The 16,002-nt window shown below is 70.7% G+C and carries 20 protein-coding genes and 1 riboswitch; of the genes, 10 read left to right on the top strand and 10 right to left on the bottom strand.

What is annotated here, in order from left to right; genetic code table 11:
- Positions 1-66: 66 nt before the first annotated feature.
- Positions 67-381 carry a cell division protein ZapA gene (locus ABIC50_RS21435; RefSeq protein WP_006478091.1) on the bottom strand — a complete coding sequence of 105 codons (315 nt, stop codon included), beginning with the start codon at positions 379-381 and terminating at the stop codon, positions 67-69.
- Positions 378-728 carry a hypothetical protein gene (locus tag ABIC50_RS21440; protein WP_006750007.1) on the bottom strand — a complete coding sequence of 117 codons (351 nt, stop codon included), beginning with the start codon at positions 726-728 and terminating at the stop codon, positions 378-380. Before ABIC50_RS21440 ends, ABIC50_RS21435 begins: the two co-directional genes overlap by 4 nt.
- Positions 729-893: 165 nt before the next feature.
- Positions 894-1,146: riboswitch (cobalamin riboswitch) on the top strand.
- Positions 1,147-1,210: 64 nt separating this feature from the next.
- On the opposite strand from ABIC50_RS21440, the gene ABIC50_RS21445 reads away from it, so the two are divergent.
- The 6 genes from ABIC50_RS21445 (at position 1,211) to cobC (ending at position 6,252) form a co-directional block, all read left to right on the top strand.
- A complete protein-coding gene (locus tag ABIC50_RS21445) occupies positions 1,211-1,699 on the top strand; it encodes a hypothetical protein (RefSeq protein WP_354166700.1) in 489 nt (162 codons plus the stop codon).
- Between the two features lie 298 nt (positions 1,700-1,997).
- The gene (locus ABIC50_RS21450) at positions 1,998-2,996 is read left to right on the top strand and encodes a FecCD family ABC transporter permease (protein WP_006761136.1); all 999 of its coding nucleotides are present in this window, start codon (positions 1,998-2,000) and stop codon (positions 2,994-2,996) included.
- A complete protein-coding gene (locus tag ABIC50_RS21455) occupies positions 2,993-3,805 on the top strand; it encodes an ABC transporter ATP-binding protein (RefSeq protein WP_354166702.1) in 813 nt (270 codons plus the stop codon). The genes ABIC50_RS21450 and ABIC50_RS21455 overlap by 4 nt, the downstream gene beginning before the upstream one ends.
- A gap of 53 nt (positions 3,806-3,858) precedes the next feature.
- Entirely contained in the window at positions 3,859-4,914 is a 1,056-nt protein-coding gene (gene cobT / locus ABIC50_RS21460) for a nicotinate-nucleotide--dimethylbenzimidazole phosphoribosyltransferase (RefSeq protein WP_126228843.1), read from the top strand.
- Positions 4,904-5,683 (top strand): adenosylcobinamide-GDP ribazoletransferase, encoded by a 780-nt coding sequence (locus ABIC50_RS21465; protein ID WP_354166704.1) that lies wholly within the window; start codon positions 4,904-4,906, stop codon positions 5,681-5,683. The genes cobT and ABIC50_RS21465 overlap by 11 nt, the downstream gene beginning before the upstream one ends.
- Positions 5,668-6,252, top strand: coding sequence for an alpha-ribazole phosphatase (gene cobC / locus ABIC50_RS21470; RefSeq protein WP_354166706.1), 585 nt, complete (start codon positions 5,668-5,670; stop codon positions 6,250-6,252). Before ABIC50_RS21465 ends, cobC begins: the two co-directional genes overlap by 16 nt.
- Before the next feature lie 56 nt (positions 6,253-6,308).
- Here the strand turns inward: cobC and ABIC50_RS21475 are convergent, their stop codons facing one another.
- From ABIC50_RS21475 to cobU, 4 genes are read right to left on the bottom strand one after another with little or no spacing between them, the layout of a single operon-like run.
- On the bottom strand, positions 6,309-7,235 hold the full coding sequence (locus ABIC50_RS21475) for a cobalamin-binding protein (protein ID WP_354166708.1): 927 nt from the start codon (positions 7,233-7,235) through the stop codon (positions 6,309-6,311).
- On the bottom strand, positions 7,232-8,251 hold the full coding sequence (gene cobD / locus ABIC50_RS21480) for a threonine-phosphate decarboxylase CobD (protein WP_354166711.1): 1,020 nt from the start codon (positions 8,249-8,251) through the stop codon (positions 7,232-7,234). Before cobD ends, ABIC50_RS21475 begins: the two co-directional genes overlap by 4 nt.
- Positions 8,244-9,188 carry an adenosylcobinamide-phosphate synthase CbiB gene (gene cbiB / locus ABIC50_RS21485; protein WP_354166713.1) on the bottom strand — a complete coding sequence of 315 codons (945 nt, stop codon included), beginning with the start codon at positions 9,186-9,188 and terminating at the stop codon, positions 8,244-8,246. The genes cobD and cbiB overlap by 8 nt, the downstream gene beginning before the upstream one ends.
- Positions 9,182-9,742, bottom strand: coding sequence for a bifunctional adenosylcobinamide kinase/adenosylcobinamide-phosphate guanylyltransferase (cobU, locus tag ABIC50_RS21490; RefSeq protein WP_354166715.1), 561 nt, complete (start codon positions 9,740-9,742; stop codon positions 9,182-9,184). The genes cbiB and cobU overlap by 7 nt, the downstream gene beginning before the upstream one ends.
- Positions 9,743-9,817: 75 nt before the next feature.
- On the opposite strand from cobU, the gene ABIC50_RS21495 reads away from it, so the two are divergent.
- From ABIC50_RS21495 to ABIC50_RS21510, 4 genes are all read left to right on the top strand, one after another.
- On the top strand, positions 9,818-11,320 hold the full coding sequence (locus ABIC50_RS21495) for a cobyric acid synthase (RefSeq protein WP_354166718.1): 1,503 nt from the start codon (positions 9,818-9,820) through the stop codon (positions 11,318-11,320).
- An 84-nt stretch (positions 11,321-11,404) separates the two neighbouring features.
- The gene (locus ABIC50_RS21500) at positions 11,405-11,545 is read left to right on the top strand and encodes a hypothetical protein (protein WP_354166720.1); all 141 of its coding nucleotides are present in this window, start codon (positions 11,405-11,407) and stop codon (positions 11,543-11,545) included.
- Positions 11,546-11,711: 166 nt separating this feature from the next.
- Complete coding sequence (locus tag ABIC50_RS21505) at positions 11,712-12,125, top strand: DoxX family protein (protein WP_354166722.1); 414 nt, start codon at positions 11,712-11,714, stop codon at positions 12,123-12,125.
- Positions 12,126-12,250: 125 nt separating this feature from the next.
- Positions 12,251-12,910, top strand: a complete 660-nt coding sequence (locus ABIC50_RS21510) for a ParA family protein (protein WP_012364463.1) — start codon at positions 12,251-12,253, stop codon at positions 12,908-12,910.
- A 294-nt stretch (positions 12,911-13,204) separates the two neighbouring features.
- Here the strand turns inward: ABIC50_RS21510 and panD are convergent, their stop codons facing one another.
- From panD to ABIC50_RS21530, 4 genes are all read right to left on the bottom strand, one after another.
- Entirely contained in the window at positions 13,205-13,591 is a 387-nt protein-coding gene (gene panD / locus ABIC50_RS21515; protein ID WP_006754524.1) for an aspartate 1-decarboxylase, read from the bottom strand.
- A gap of 41 nt (positions 13,592-13,632) precedes the next feature.
- Complete coding sequence (gene panC, locus ABIC50_RS21520) at positions 13,633-14,472, bottom strand: pantoate--beta-alanine ligase (protein WP_012364461.1); 840 nt, start codon at positions 14,470-14,472, stop codon at positions 13,633-13,635.
- Between the two features lie 269 nt (positions 14,473-14,741).
- Positions 14,742-15,614, bottom strand: a complete 873-nt coding sequence (locus tag ABIC50_RS21525; protein ID WP_011657657.1) for a segregation and condensation protein A — start codon at positions 15,612-15,614, stop codon at positions 14,742-14,744.
- A 4-nt stretch (positions 15,615-15,618) separates the two neighbouring features.
- Positions 15,619-15,807, bottom strand: a complete 189-nt coding sequence (locus tag ABIC50_RS21530) for a DUF3460 family protein (RefSeq protein WP_006761252.1) — start codon at positions 15,805-15,807, stop codon at positions 15,619-15,621.
- Positions 15,808-16,002 lie beyond the last annotated feature (195 nt).

Genomic DNA, 16,002 nt, shown 5'->3' on the forward strand with positions numbered 1-16,002 from the left:
TTCGTTGCGCCAATTTGACCACCGTTGATCGCCGAGATCAAGGGGAATCGACGCATCGATCAAACGTTACTGCGTCTCGTGCTGTGCGAGCACCGCGCCGAGCTGTTCGTTCATCTGGTGCATTGTACGACGGATTTCTTCCGCCGGAAATGCTTCACCGTGCCGCACGCTCGTTTGCAGTCGCAGCAATTCGGATGCGAGTGACAGGGCGGCCATCACCGCGATGCGATCGGTGCCGCGCACCGAGCTGTTCGAGCGGATTTTCGACATTTCGGCATCGACGCGCGCGACGGCCTCGAGCAGCGCCGCTTCGGTCTCGGCCGAGCAGGCGAGCCGATAGGGCTGACCGAGAATCGAGACTTCGATCTGCTTGGTGCTCATGCATGTTCTCCGTGGCTGGCCGCGTCGTCGCTATCCGGGCGCGCCTGCGCATCCAGCAGATCGAGCTGGTTGTCGGCCTGCTCGGCGCTCTTCGTGCGCGGCAGCTTTTCGAGAATCGCGTTCAGTTTGACCTGAGCGTCGTCGATCTTTGCCGACAGCGTGTCGCGCTCCGCCGCGAGTGCATTGCGTTCGTCGCGCAGCTGCGCGAGTTCCGCGCGGACGGTGTCCGCTTCCGCGCGCATTTGCGCGACCTGCTCCTCGAGCGCGAGCCGTTCCGAGTGATAGCGCTTGTTCAGCGAGATCAGACGGCCAATATTTTGAGATAAAGTTTCGAGTTCGTTGAGCATCTGCTGCGTCCTCTAAAGACCCAGCATTTTAGCGCGGAATAACGCGCATTCCGACATCTGTAACGTTTCCAGTCGTAACACCCCCGCTTCTTGCCGCGAATATGCGCGTCCGACACGCTCCCCGCATGCGTCCGGGCGCTTTCTTGACGCTCGTGCGGCCCGCTCCTAAACTGGCGCCGCCTCGGTGCTCGCGCGTGCGTCGCGCGGTTAAACGGGAAGCAGGGCGCGTGCTCCGCACGGAGATCGCCAACCTGCGCTGCCCCCGCAACGGTAAGCGGCCGCGTCGCATGACGCAGGCCGGCTCGGGCGCGTTTCGCGTGCAGGTCGCACGCGGGCGCGGGCCACTGCGCGTGAAACGCGCGGGAAGGCGAGCCGGTACGCCGCCAGCCCGGATACCGGCCGAGGCGAGGAGCCTGCACGGCTTCATGACGCGCGGCCTGCGGGGAAGCGGGGCGCGCAGTGCTTCACGGGACTTGTCTTCGATGCTGACCCCAATCGTTCGCCGGGCGTTCGATGCGTGCCGCGGTGTGCCGCTTGCCGCCGTCGCGCGGGCTGCGGCGTACGCCGATCCGTCCGGAGCGGCGACGTCGCACGTCGCGCGTCACGCGGTGCCGCGATCCGTCGCGCGGCGTGCTGACGCACCGTTGTCGTCGGAAGTCGCCGTTGCCGAGCCGATCGTGCTCGACGGTGACGCGAGCGCCACGCCGGTCGACCCGATGGGGCGGCTTCCACTATATTGCGCAGAACGTCGGCCGCGCGAACGTGCGGCTCGACGGATCGCGGTCGTGTGCGCGGCCATCTGCGCGGTGGTGTCGCGGCGGCTCGACCGACGTGCGCCCAGCCGCCACGTCGCGCGTCGCGCGCGGCGAAACGCGGAATCGGGGGGCCGATCGCCGCACGCGGTATCGTGCGTCGATGGCGGTGAATTGCGTGTTCGGCGGCGCGTGGCGCCTGAGCCGTGCGCACAATGACTCGGGTGACACGCGGCGCCGCGACGAGGGTGTCGTCAATCTTGCCGCGCGCGATGACGACGCCTCGTGCACCGTATGAGCGCCGCGCGTGCCGCGTCGATCTGGGCCGCGCTCGTGGCCGTGGTCGCGCTGCTGTTCGGGGTCACCGGTCGTCCGTGCACGCATCAACAACCTGCTCAACAAGGATGACGAGCTTGCGTATGCCTACAACACGCCGCGGCGCGACGCCCGTACCGCGCATGGCCGGCAGCGGCGACAAGCGAAGGCTTCGTGCGTCGTGCACGATGGCGTGCCCCGCATGAGCGCCGCGCGTGCCGCGTCGATCTGGGCCGCGCTCGCGGCCGTGGTCGCGCTGCTATTCGTCGCGTCGCTGTCGATCGGCAGCGTGCCGATGTCGCCGTGGCAGGCGCTCGCGTCGCTCGTGCCGCACGGCGGCGACGCGCTGTTCGCCGACATCGTGCGCACGCTGCGGCTGCCGCGTGCGCTCGCGGGCTTCGCATGCGGCGCGCTGCTCGCGCTGGCCGGTGCGCTGCTGCAGGTGCTGCTGCGCAATCCGCTCGCGGAGCCATACGTGCTCGGCGTATCCGGCGGGGCGGCCGGTTTCGCGCTCGTCGCGATGATCGCGGGCGCCGCGTGGTGGCTCGTCGATGCGTCCGCGTTCGCCGGCGCGCTCGTGTCGGTCGCGCTCGTGCTGGGGCTGGCTCGCCGCGAGCTGGGGCGCGGCGATTCGCGTGATGCGTCGCCGCGGCTGCTGCTCACGGGTGTCGTGATCGCGGCCGGGTGGGGCGCGCTCGTCACGCTGCTGCTGTCGCTCGCGCCCGATGCGCGGCTGCGCGGCATCATCTTCTGGCTGACGGGCGATCTGAACGGCGTGACGGCGCCCTGGTTCGCATGGGGCGCGCTGCTGCTGGCCGCATGCGTCGCGCTGCCGGCCGCGCCCCAACTCAACGTGCTGTTGCGCGGCGACGCGACCGCGCTCGCGCTCGGCGTGCCGGTCGCGCGGCTGCGCATGCGGATCTACCTCGTCGCGTCGCTGGCCGCCGCGGCCGCGGTGACGACGGCCGGCACGATCGGTTTCGTCGGCCTCGTCGTGCCGCACGCGCTGCGGCTCGCATTCGGCAACGACCAGCGCATGCTGCTGCCCGCCGCGATGCTCGCGGGCGGTGGCGGCGTGATGGCGGCCGACCTGCTCGCGCGCACCGCGATCGCACCGGCGCAATTGCCGGTCGGCGTGATGACCGCGTTGATCGGCGTGCCGGTGTTCCTGTGGATGTTGCTGAGGAGACCGATGCGATGACGCACGCCGCACCGCACGCCGCCGGCGACATGACCTGCGCGGCGGTCGACCTGACGCTGAAGGCCGGCGAACGCACGCTGCTCGACGGCTTCACGCAGGCGTTCCGGCCCGGCGAGATCTGGTGCGTCGCGGGGCCGAACGGCGCAGGCAAGACGACGCTGCTCGCGACGCTCGCGGGCCTGCGGCAGCCGGCCGGCGGCCACGTCGAGATCGACCGCGTGCCACTCGCCGCGTGGCCGCCCGAACAGCTCGCACGGCGCCGCGCGCTGATGCCGCAGCAACTGCACGACGCGTTCAGCGCGACGGTATTCGACACGGTGCTGCTCAACCGCTTTCCGTATCTCGGTGGCTGGGGCTGGGAGCGCGACGGCGATCGCGCGGCCGCGCGCGATGCGCTCGCGACGTTCGGGCTGGGCGCGCTCGCGTCGCGCGATGTGCTGTCGCTGTCGGGCGGCGAGCGCCAGCGCGTCGCGCTGGCCGCGACGCTGTGCCAGGACGCGCCGCTGATGCTGCTCGACGAGCCGCTCGCCCATCTCGACCTGCATCACCAGATCGATGGCCTCACCGCGCTGTGCACATGGCTCGACGCGGGCCCGCGCACGGTGCTGTTCTCGTGTCACGACCTGAATCTCGCGCGGCGTTTCGCGACGCACGCGCTGTTGCTCGACGGCCGCGGCCATGCGTGGGCGGGCCCCGTGCACGACGTGCTGACGCCGGCGCGCGCGAGCGACGCGTTCGGCTACCCGCTCGTGCTGATTCGCGAGAACGGCCGCGACGCGCTGCTGCCCGCGTGGCCCGAGCGGCGATGAACTCCCTTCTTTCGATGCGCGGCGCCGGCCGTGCCAACGAGGCAAACCTTCCGATGACGAATCCGACCGACTTCCCGCCCGCGATCGCGCCGCTCGACGACGCGCTGCGCAAGCGCCTGCAGCATGTGATCGATCACAAGACCAAGCCGCCCGGCAGTCTCGGCCAGCTCGAGGCGATCGCGTTGCAGATCGGCCTGATCCAGCGCACCGAGCGGCCGCACGTGCAGCGTCCCGTGACGATCGTGTTCGCCGGCGACCACGGGATCGCGGCCGAGGGCGTGAGCCCGTATCCGCAGGCGGTCACCGCGCAGATGGTCGCGAACTTCCTGGCCGGCGGCGCGGCGATCAATGCGTTCTCGGGTGCCGCGCAGTGCGTGCTCGAAATCGTCGATGCGGGCGTCGCGTCGCCGCTGCCGGTATCCGACCGGCTCGTGTCGCTGCCGGTTGCGCGCGGCACGCGCAACTTCGCGGCCGAACCCGCGATGACGCGCGACGAGGCGGCGACGGCACTCGCGGCCGGTGCCGCGCGCGTGCGCCTGCACGCGTCGCTCGGCACGAACGTGATCGGCTTCGGTGAAATGGGAATCGCGAACACGTCGTCGGCCGCGTGCCTGATGAGCCGCCTGCTCGACGTGCCGATCGACGCGTGCGTGGGGCGCGGCACGGGCCTCGACGACCAGGGGCTCGCGCACAAGCGCGCGGTGCTCGGCCGCGCGCTCGTCCGGCATTCGCACGCGATCGCGCCGCTCGACGTGCTCGCGACGTTCGGCGGCTTCGAGATCGCGATGATGACGGGCGCGTATCTCGCGGCAGCGAGCGAGCGGATGACGATCCTCGTCGACGGCTTCATCGCGACGGCCGCGCTGCTCGTCGCCGAGCGCATCGCGCCCGGCGTGCGCGATTACTGCGTGTTCTCGCATGCGTCGCACGAGGCCGGCCACCGGCGCATGCTCGAGCATTTCGGCGCGAAGCCGCTGCTCGCGCTCGACCTGCGGCTCGGCGAAGGCACGGGCGCCGCGCTCGCGCTGCCGCTGGTGCGCGCGGCGGCCGCGTTCCTCACCGAGATGGCGAGCTTCGAATCCGCGGGCGTCGACAATCGTGACGCCTGAGCGCGCGCGCGGCGGCGTACGCGCCGAACTGCGCTACTTCTTCGTCGCGCTCGGCTATTTCACGCGCGTGCCGGTGCCGCGCGCGATCGGCTATGCGGCCGGCGATCTCGACCAGGCCGCGCGTTACTTCCCGCTGGTCGGCGCATGCGTCGGCGCGTGGGGCGCGCTCGTCTATCTCGCGGCGCTGCGCGTGCTGCCCGCGTCGATCGCGGTCGGCCTGTCGATGGCCGCGACGCTGCTCGCGACCGGCGCGTTCCACGAGGATGGCCTGGCCGACAGCTGCGATGCGTTCGGCGGCGGCTATACGCGCGAAGACGTGCTGCGGATCATGCACGACTCGCGCATCGGCACGTTCGGCGCGGCCGCGCTCGTGATCACGCTCGGCCTGAAATGGCAGGCGCTCGCGGCCATGCCGCCGCTGCGCGCCGCGTGGACGATGGTCGCCGCGCATGCGGCGAGCCGGGCGGCGGCCGTGAGCCTGCTGATGTCGCTCGACTACGTTCGGCCGGAGGGCAAGGCGAAGCCGGTCGCGCAGCGCATGGGCGCGCGCGCGGCATGGGTCGCGGCCGCATTCGGGCTGCCGTGGCTGTTGTGGCCGGACTGGCGCGCGGGCGTCGCAGCCTTCGTCGCGCTCGTGCTCGTGCGGGCATGGGTGGCCCGCTATTTCGTGAAGCGGATCGGCGGTTATACCGGCGACTGTCTCGGCCTCGCGCAGCAACTGGGTGAACTCGCGATCTATCTGGTGGTGCTCGGATGGATCTCGTCCTGATTCGCCATCCGGCCGTCGATGTCGAGCCGGGCGTTTGCTACGGACGCAGCGACGTGCCGCTCGCCGCGTCGGCCGACGCGGGCGCGCGGGCCGTGCGCGCGCGCCTGGCGGCGCTCGGGGCGCCGTTGCCAGAGCAGCTCTGGACGAGCCCGCTGATACGCTGCGCGTCGGTCGCCGAACGGCTCGCGCAGGCGTTGGGCGTGCCGCTGCGGCGCGACGCGGGCTGGCAGGAAATGGACTTCGGCGCGTGGGAACTGCAGCGTTGGGACGATATCGACCGCGCCGCGCTCGATGCGTGGGCGGCCGACCTGATGCATGCGTGCGCGCATGGCGGCGAAAGCGTTGCACGGTTCGCCGCGCGTGTCGCATGGACCGCGGACGCGGTCGCGCAGATCGACGCGCCGCAATGGGTAGTCACGCATGCAGGCGTGATTCGCGTGTTCGCCGCGCACGCGTTGCGCGTGCCGCTCGATACGCTGCTGTCGCGACCGGTGCCGACGGCCGGTGTCGTATGGTTGCGCGTGGATGATGCCGCGCGCACGTGGGAACTCGTCCACTGGGACGCGTAGGCGAAGCGCATGCTCGCGCTGAAGCGCACACGCGCAAGCGCTTCGAAGCTTGGAAATCAGCGCGCCGGCCGCCGCGCCCGCGCCGCGTCGAGATCCTCGCACAGCGCGGCCGCGCCTTGCGCGATTCGCGGTGACGGCCGGGTCAGCAGATCGCCGTCGATCGCGAACAGGTTGTTGCGTGCCACGGCCGTCAGCGCGGGCCATGCGCGCCAGCGCGCGAGGCTCGGCAGCGGCGCGTCCGAGCGCGTCGCGCCGGCGCTCGTCGTCACGATCGCTTCCGGATTGGCCGCCAGCACGGCCTCGTCGGTGACGCTCGGCGCGAGCGGCTTCAGCGCCGCAAACACGTTGCGTCCGCCGCACAGCGCAATGACTTCGTTGAACAGGTGCGCGCCGTTGAGCGTCGTCAGCGGCCGGTCCCATACCTGGAAGAACATCGTGACGGGTGCGCGCGCCGCGTAGCGTGCGCGCAGCGCCGCGATGTCGCGCGAGAACGATGCCGCGGCCGCGTCGGCGACTGGCGCCGTGCCGAGCAGCGTACCGAGCTGGCGCAGGGACGTCGCCACGTCGTCGAGATGTTTCGGTTCACTGAAGAACAGCGGGATGTGCAGTGCCCGCAGCGCATCGGTCTGCCGTTCCGCATTGCCGTGGCGCCAGACGACGATCAGGTCGGGCTTCAGCGCGGCGATCCGCTCGAGGTCGAGCGCCTTGTTGTCGCCGACGCGCGGCACGGCCTGCGCGGCGGGCGGATAGTCGCTGTACGTGACCGTGCCGACCAGCTTCGCGCCGCCGCCGGCCGCGTAGACCAGTTCGGTCGCATGCGGCGCGAGACTGATCACGCGCTGCGCCGGGGCGGGCAGCGTGACGGTATTGCCGGCATCGTCGCGGGCCGTGACGTCGGCGTGCGCGACCGGCGCGTGCGCGAGCGCGACCAGCGTCGCGAGCGGCGGCAGTCGGCGCAACAGGCCCAACAGACGAGCGTTCATGCGGATACCTGTTGCAGCATCGGGACGCACTCCGCAAGCGCGCCGGCGACGCGCCGCCATTCGGCTTCGCAGCCCGGCAGGCCGATGCGCACGCTCGACGGTTGCGCGAAGTACCGCGTCCAGATTCCGCGCGCGGCGAGCGCCGCATGCAGCGTGGCGGCGCGCGGGTCGTCGGTCCAGCTGAAGAGCGGTGTCGCGTGCACCGCGAAGCCGTGCGTGCGCAACAGCGTGGCGAGTCGTTCGCCGTCGGTCGCAAGCCGTTCGCGCGCGGCCGCCTGCCATGCGCGATCGGCGAACGCGGCGGTCACTGCATGACGCGCGGGGCCGCTGACGGTCCATGCGCCGAGCACGTCGCGCAGCGCGACGATCAGGTCGGGATGCGCGAGCACGAAGCCCGCGCGAATGCCGGCGAGCCCGAAGAACTTGCCGACCGAGCGCAGCACGACGAGACCCTGGCGATCGGTGTACTGCGCGAGCGAGGGCGTAGCGCCCGTATCCGCGAAGGCCTCGTCGACGATCAGCGTGCCGCCGCGTGCCGACAACTGCGCATGCCAGCCGAGCAGCCGCTCGACCGGCACGCATTCGGCGGTCGGATTATTCGGATTCCCGACGATGACGTGACGCACAGTTGCAGGCAACACGTTCGCGTCGATGTCGAGCGGCACGACGCGATGGCCGTGGCGCGCGAAGGCAGGCGCGTATTCGCCATACGCGAGTGCCGCGACGCCGGCGTCGCCGGTGGGCAACAGCGCGGGCAACGCGCGGATCGCGGCCTGGCTGCCGGCGACCGGCAGCACGTGCGCGGCATCGGGCGCGTGATAGTAGCCGGCCGCGCACGCGGCGAGCGCATCGCCGTCGTCGGGCAGCCGGCGCCAGGCGTCGGCCGGGACCGGCGGCACCGGATACCCGATCGGATTGATGCCGGTCGACAGGTCGAGCCAGTCGTCGTGCGGAATGCCGTGGCGGCGCGCGGCTTCGTGCAGGTTGCCGCCGTGCGGGATGCGTGCGTCAGACATGATGGGTAGCGAGGATGAGTGCGCCGCTCGCGACGAGCAGCGCGAGCCACAGCGCGAGCGTGCGCGTGACGAGCGACAGCGCGGCGACGACGTGCACGGCCGTCGCGGGCGCGCCGGTGCCGAGCGCGGGACGGTCTTCGATTTCGCCGTGATAGACGGCCGGGCCGCCGAGCTGCACGTTCAGGCTGCCGGCGCCGGCAGCCATCACGGGGCCCGCGTTCGGGCTGTCCCAGTGGCGTGCCTGCGTGCGCCAGCAGCGCCACGCGGCGGCCGTGTCGCCGAGCAACGCATAGCTCGCGGCGGTGAGGCGTGCGGGAACCCAGTTGAGCGCGTCGTCGAGGCGCGCGGCGGCCCAGCCGAAGGTCAGGAAGCGCGGCGTGCGGTACCCCCACATCGCGTCGAGCGTGTTCGCGAGCCGGAACAGCAGCGCGCCGGGGCCGCCCGCGACCACGAACCAGAACAGCGCGCCGAAGATCGCGTCGTTGCCGTTCTCGAGCGCCGATTCGACGGCCGCGCGCGACAGCGCGCCTTCGTCGGCTTCGCTGGTGTCGCGCGACACGATGCGCGCGGTCAGCGCGCGTGCGGCGTCGAGATCGTGCCGCAGCAGCGCGGCGGCGATCGGTGCGACGTGGTCGGCGAGGCTCTTCGCGCCGAGCGCGAACCACAGCAGCGCGACGTGCAGCGCGGCCGCGAGCGGCCAGGGCAGCACGGCCACGAGCCACGCGGCCACGGCCACCGGCGGCACCACCGCCGCGGCCCATGCGGCGACGCCGATCACGCGGCCGCGCCGGCCCGTGTTCAGCGCGGCTTCGATGCGGCCGGCGAGCCGGCCGAACGCGACGAGCGGATGCCAGCCGGCCGGTTCGCCGACGATGCGATCGACGATCGCGGCCGCGACCGCGAGCATCGCGACGACGGGCAGCGACAGCATCAGCATGACGGCGCTCCGGCCTTGAGCTCGAGCGGCAGCCCGGCCACCAACAGCGTCACGCGGGTCGCGAGCGCGGCGATGCGCTGGTTCAGGCGCCCGAGCTCGTCGACGTAGCGGCGCGTGACCGACCCGAGCGGCACGACGCCGAGCCCGATTTCATTGCTGACGACGATCACCTTCGCGCGTGCGTTGCGCAACGCGTGTTCGAGCCGCTCGACCTGCGCCGCGTACTGCGCGTCGTCGAGCGGTTCGCCGTCGAGCGGGCACAGCAGGTTCGTGAGCCACAGCGTCAGGCAGTCGACGAGCAGGCACGCGCGCGGATCGTCGAGCCGCGCGAGCGTGTCGGGAAGGTCGACGGGCGCGTCGGCGAAGCCCCAGTCGGCCGGCCGGCGCGCGCGGTGATGCGCGATGCGTTGTTCGAACTCTGCATCGGCGGTGCTCGCCGTCGCGGTCGCGATATAGGTGACGGAGCGGCCGCTGTCGGCGGCGAGACGCTCGGCGTGCGCGCTCTTGCCCGAACGCGCGCCGCCGAGGACGAAGGTGAGGTCGTGCGGAATCATCGCGTGATTGTAACGGCGCGCGCGCGGCGGCGCGGGCGATAATGCGGCCTTTGCTTCGCCACGACCTTGCACACGATGAACGCACCCGAAGCGCCGCCGCGCGGCACGTTGATGATCCAGGGCACGACGTCCGACGCGGGCAAGAGCACGCTCGTCGCGGGCCTGTGCCGCCTCGCGCGCCGCGCGGGCGCGCGCGTCGCGCCGTTCAAGCCGCAGAACATGGCGCTGAACAGCGCGGTGACGGCCGACGGCGGCGAGATCGGCCGCGCGCAGGCGCTGCAGGCGCTCGCCGCGGGCGTCGCGCCCCATACCGATTTCAATCCGGTGCTGCTGAAGCCGACGAGCGATCGCGGCGCGCAGGTGATCATTCACGGCAAGGCGCGCATGAACCTCGATGCGCGTGCGTACCACGACTACAAGCCGGTCGCGTTCGACGCGGTGCTCGAATCGTACGCGCGGCTGCGCGCCGGCTACGACACGGTGCTCGTCGAAGGCGCGGGCAGCCCGGCCGAGATCAACCTGCGCGAAGGCGACATCGCGAACATGGGCTTCGCCGAACGCGTGGATTGCCCGGTCGTGCTCGTGGCCGACATCGATCGCGGCGGCGTATTCGCGCACCTGGTCGGCACGCTCGCGTGCCTGTCGGACAGCGAGCGCGCGCGCGTGCGCGGTTTCGTCATCAACCGCTTTCGCGGCGACATCAAGCTGCTCGAACCGGGCCTCGACTGGCTGCGCGCGCAGACGGGCAAGCCGGTGTTCGGCGTGCTGCCGTACCTGCACGGGCTGCTGCTCGACGCCGAGGACATGCTGCCGTCGCAGGCGCGCAGCGCCGCCGCGCGCGGCGACGCCGGCGTGCTGCGCGTGGTGGTGCCCGCGCTGCCGCGGATCAGCAACCACACCGATTTCGATCCGCTGCGCGCGCATCCGCAGGTCGAGTTCACGTACTGGAAGAGCGGCCCGGTGCCGGACGCCGACCTGCTGATCCTGCCCGGCTCGAAGAGCGTGCAGCGCGATCTCGCGTGGCTGCGCGATGCGGGCTGGGACGCGGTGATCCGCCGGCACCTGCGCTATGGCGGCAAGGTGATCGGCATCTGCGGCGGGATGCAGATGCTCGGCCGCACGCTGGACGATCCGCTGGGCCTCGAGGGCGCGCCGGGCAGCGTGCCGGGGCTCGGGCTGCTCGACTTCGACACGACGCTGCAGCCGGACAAGACGCTGAAGAACGTGACCGGGCATCTCGCACTGCCCGGCGCGGCCGCCGTGCACGGCTACGAGATCCACATGGGCGACACGCGCGGGCCCGCGCTCGCGGCGCCCGCACTGGAACTGGCGGCGGGCGACGCACCGGGCGGCGTGCGCACGGACGGCGCGGTGTCGGCCGACGGGCAGATCCTCGCGACCTACGTGCACGGGCTATTCGACGCGCCTGACGCGTGCGCGGCACTGCTCGCGTGGGCCGGGCTCGACGGCGCGGAACGCATCGACTATCCGGCGCTGCGCGAAGCGTCGCTGGAGCGGCTGGCCGATTCGTTCGCCGAGCATCTCGACCTGCGCGCGCTGTACGCCGAATTCCGCTGACGCGCGGCGCGGTCGGCCTGGCATTTTGCGCAGGATCGCGTACAACTCACAGGTGGGCGGAGGTCCGCCCGAAGGAGCGCGACGATGAAGGCTCGATGGTGGTTGAGCGTGCTGCTCGCGGCGCTGCTGGGCTCGTCGGCGCTTGCGCACGCGTGCGACTCGTACACACCGGGCGGCGGTCCGACCGGCTCTGGCGACGCCGCACAAGGCAAGAGCGGCGGCTGACAGGCGTAGCCGAGACAGGACGACGCAGGGCATGATCGGTCATGCCCTTTTTTACGGTCCAATTCGTTCTCAGTGGGAATCAATTAAAGCGTTGGCGTGTGTTTATCGGCCGAATCGATTCGAATAGAGTGCAAGCCATTCTCAGCCACTTACGAAGGAATTCGCCATGAACCCCAATCGCCTCAACGATCTCGGCGCGACGCTGCTGCGTGTCGCACTCGGCGTGCTGTACCTCGCGCACGTCGCGCAGAAGGTGTTCGTCTTCACGCTGCCCGGCACCGCGCAGTTCTTCGCGTCGATCGGCCTGCCGGGCTGGCTCGCCTACGTGACGACGTTCGTCGAACTGGCTGGCGGCCTTGCGCTGCTGGCGGGCTTCCGCGTGCGCGTCGTCGCGCTCGTGCTGCTGCCGTTCATGCTCGGCGCGGTGTCCGCGCATCTGCCGAACGGCTGGAGCTTCGGGTCGCCGCACGGCGGCTGGGAATACCCGGCGTTCTGGGCCGTCACGCTGGCCGTGCAGGCGTTGCTGGGCGGCGGCGCGTTCGCGCTCGGCGCACCGCGCACCGCGACGCGCGCCGCATAAACGGGGCGGGCATCGGCGCGACCCGTTCCGGTGACCCCCCGTTTGCCGATATCATCGCTCCCTGTATCCGCAATCGAGCGGCGCCTGCGAGGCGGCAGGCGCCGCGCGGCTTTTTGGGGGAATTCATGACGGTCATCGTGGTGGCGAATCCGAAGGGCGGCGTGGGGAAAAGCACGCTGTCCACCAATCTTGCCGGCTATTTCGCGGCGCAGGGCGCATGGGTCGCGCTCGCCGATCTCGATCGGCAGCAGTCCGCGCATGCGTGGCTCGACCTGCGGCCGGCCGGCCTGCCGGCGATCGAGGCGTGGGCGCTCGATCCGGACGCGCCGTCGAAGCCGCCGCGCGGCCTCGAATATGCGGTGATCGACACGCCGGCCGGCCTGCACGGCAACCGGCTCAGCGTCGCGCTGCAGCTCGCCGACAAGGTGATCGTGCCGCTGCAGCCGTCGATGTTCGATATCCTCGCGACCCAGCAGTTTCTGGAGCGCCTCGCCGGCGAGAAGGCCGTGCGCAAGGGCAGCGTGGAGGTCGGGATCGTCGGGATGCGGGTCGACGCGCGCACGCGCTCGTCCGACCAGCTGCATCGTTTCGTCGAAGGGCTCGGGCTGCCGGTGCTCGGCTACGTGCGCGACACGCAGAACTACGTGCAGATCGCTGCGCACGGGCTGACGCTGTGGGACGTCGCGAAGAGCCGCGTCGAGAAGGATCTCGAGCAGTGGCGGCCGATCGTCGAATGGGCCGAGCGCCGCGCGCCGAAAGCGGAGAAGGTCGGCAAGGCGTCCTGACCGGGCTGGGCGAACCCGGGCGAACCCGGCCAACCCGGCCCAACCCGGCCCAACCCGGCCCAACCCGGCCCAACCCGGCCCAACCCGGCCCAACCCGGCCCAACCCGGCCCAACCCGGCCCAACCCCGCGGCGGCGAAGCGGCGAACCCGGTCGAATGAAGAAGGGCCTGATCCGGCATCGCGCCGGATCAGGCCCTTCGTACGTCTACGGCTGCACGATACCGGCAGCAACGGCGCGCGGGGCGCCGCGATACAACAAGCCAGCGTGCCGCGACACGCCGACCTCCGCCTGCCTCAGGTCCAGTTCTGCGTCGGCACGTGATCGCGGTGGCCCTTGATCTTGTTGCCTTCGTCGATGAACACCAGCTTCGGCTTCCAGCCGGCCTGCAGCTCGGCTTCGTCGACCATCGCGAACGCCGCGATGATCACGAGGTCGCCGAGTTGGGCGCGGCGCGCGGCCGAGCCGTTCAGCGAGATCATCCCGCTGCCGCGCTCGCCCTTGATCGCATACGTCGAGAAGCGCTCGCCGTTGTTGATGTTCCAGATGTCGATCCGTTCGTTTTCGACGAGGTTCGCCGCTTCGAGCAGGTCTTCGTCGATCGCGCACGAGCCTTCGTAATGCAGCTCGCAGTGCGTGACGGCCGCGCGGTGGATCTTCGATTTGAGCATGTGGCGCTGCATGGTATCTCCGTGATGCGTGAGAGGCGAGGGCGGGCGGCCCGTCAGATTTCCAGGTTGTCGATCAGGCGCGTCGCGCCGAGCTTCGCGGCCGCGAGCACGACGAGCGGCTCGCCGGCTTCGAGCTCGGCGGCGCTCGGCGCGATCAGGTTCGCGCGGCGGCGGATCGAGATGTAGTCGGGCGCCCAGCCGCGCTCGGCCAGGTGCGTGCGCGCGGTCTGCTCGAGCTTGCCGAGGTCGCGTTCGCCGCCGAGCACGCCGTCGCGCACGCGCTGCAGTGTTTTCGCGAGTTCGGGCGCCTCCTTGCGCTCGTCGGTCGTCAGATAGCGGTTGCGCGACGACAGCGCGAGGCCGTCCTCGTCGCGCACGGTCTCGGCCGCGATGATGTCGACCGGCAGCGCGAGCTGCTGGCACATCCGGCGCACGATCATCAGCTGCTGGTAGTCCTTCTTGCCGAACACGGCGACGCGCGGCTGCACGCAGGACATCAGCTTCGTGACGACTGTGCACACGCCGGCGAAGAAGCCGGGGCGGAACTCGCCCTCGAGGATCCCGCCGAGGTCGTCCGGCGGCAGCACGCGGTACTCCTGCGGCTCCGGATACATGTCGCGCTCGGTCGGCGCGAACAGCACGTAGACGTTTTCCTTCTGCAGCTTCTCGATGTCGTCCTGCAGCGTGCGCGGATATTTGTCGAAATCCTCGTTCGGGCCGAACTGCAGCCGGTTGACGAAGATGCTCGCCACGACCGGGTCGCCGTGCTGGCGCGCGAGGCGCATCAGCGACAGGTGACCTTCGTGCAGGTTGCCCATCGTCGGCACGAACGCCGTGCGGTTCTGGCCGCGCAACTGGTCGCGCAGTTCCTGGATCGAGCTGATGACTTTCATGATCGGGTAGCGGGTTCCTCGCGCATGCGCGCGTTGGCGCCGCAACAGCGGCGTCGGGGTCGAAGCGGAGAACGCCGGCGCGCGGGCGGCGCATCGGGCGTCGGCGGATTGTAGAGGATTTGGCCGCCGGGCGCATCGAAAAAAGTACGGTCGTTCACTTTTTAATCGGGCGTGCCGCGGGCCGGCCGCGCGGGCGGGCCCGGCGGCGCAATGCGGTGCGTGCAAGGATGTGGCGGTGCGCGCGGACGACCCGGGCGCGGCGGCCCGCGTTATGCGGGCAGGTAGGCGAGGCGCACGTAGATCGGCGCGAACGGTTCGGCCTGCGTGATCTCGAGCAGCGATTCGCGCGCGAGCTCGAGCATCGCGATGAAGTTCACGACGACGACCGGCACGCCGCGCGACGTGTCGAACAGGTCGGCGAACTCCATGAAGCGCGCATTCTGCAGCCGGCGCAGGATCAGGCTCATGTGTTCGCGCACCGACAGCTCCTCGCGGGAGATCTTGTGGTGCTGGACGAGCTTCGCGCGCTTGAGCACGTCGGCCCACGCGGCGCGCAGGTCGTTCGAATCGACGTCCGGGAAGCGCGGCGTGGTGCTCTGCTCGATGTAGACCTCGGCGCGCAGGAAGTCGCGGCCGAGCTGCGGCAGCTGGTCGAGGCGCTGCGCGGCAAGTTTCATCTGCTCGTACTCGAGCAGGCGGCGCACGAGCTCCGCGCGCGGATCCTCGGCTTCCTCGCCGGTGTCGGCCTTCTTGACCGGCAGCAGCATCCGCGACTTGATTTCGATCAGCATCGCGGCCATCAGCAGGTATTCGGCGGCCAGCTCGAGGTTCGACGTGCGGATCTGGTCGACATAACCGAGATATTGCGCGGTGACTTGCGCCATCGGGATGTCGAGCACGTTGAAGTTCTGCTTGCGGATCAGGTACAGCAGCAGGTCGAGCGGGCCTTCGAACGTCTCGAGGAAGATCTCGAGCGCATCGGGCGGGATGTAGAGATCCTGCGGCAGCTTGAAGAGCGGCTCGCCGTACAGGCGTGCGAACGCCGCGACGCCGTCGACCGTGTCGGGCGTCGAATCGGCGCCCGCGGGCGCGGCGATCGCGTCGTCCTGCCGGGCGGCGCTGGCCTCGTCGGCGGCGCTCACGTGCTTAGAAGTTCTGGTAGTAGACGTAGGACGTTTGCTTCACGCGCGATTCCTGCTGCTCGGCGCGCTCGTCGAGGTCGATCGGCTGCTTGTCCCACAGCAGGGAGCGGCCCTTGCGTTGCTCGGCTTCGAGCGTCGGCTTCTGTTGCTTGAGCTGATTCAGGAATTGCGTGACGTCGGACTGATACGGCATGGCTTGGCTTTCCGTTTCGGGGGGCGCACGATGCGCCGGATTCTCGATGGCGGGATTTTACCGCATCGCGGGGAACAGCCGGCGGCAATCGCGCGTCGAATCCGCTGGCCGGCGCGTGCGGCGTGACTGCCCACGCGTGACCGGCCGGTCACGCGCGTCGTTGCGCGCAAGCGTCAAAGCGGCGCCGGCGCGGGC

Source organism: Burkholderia sp. 567 (genome assembly GCF_040545115.1).
Classification (GTDB): domain Bacteria; phylum Pseudomonadota; class Gammaproteobacteria; order Burkholderiales; family Burkholderiaceae; genus Burkholderia; species Burkholderia ambifaria.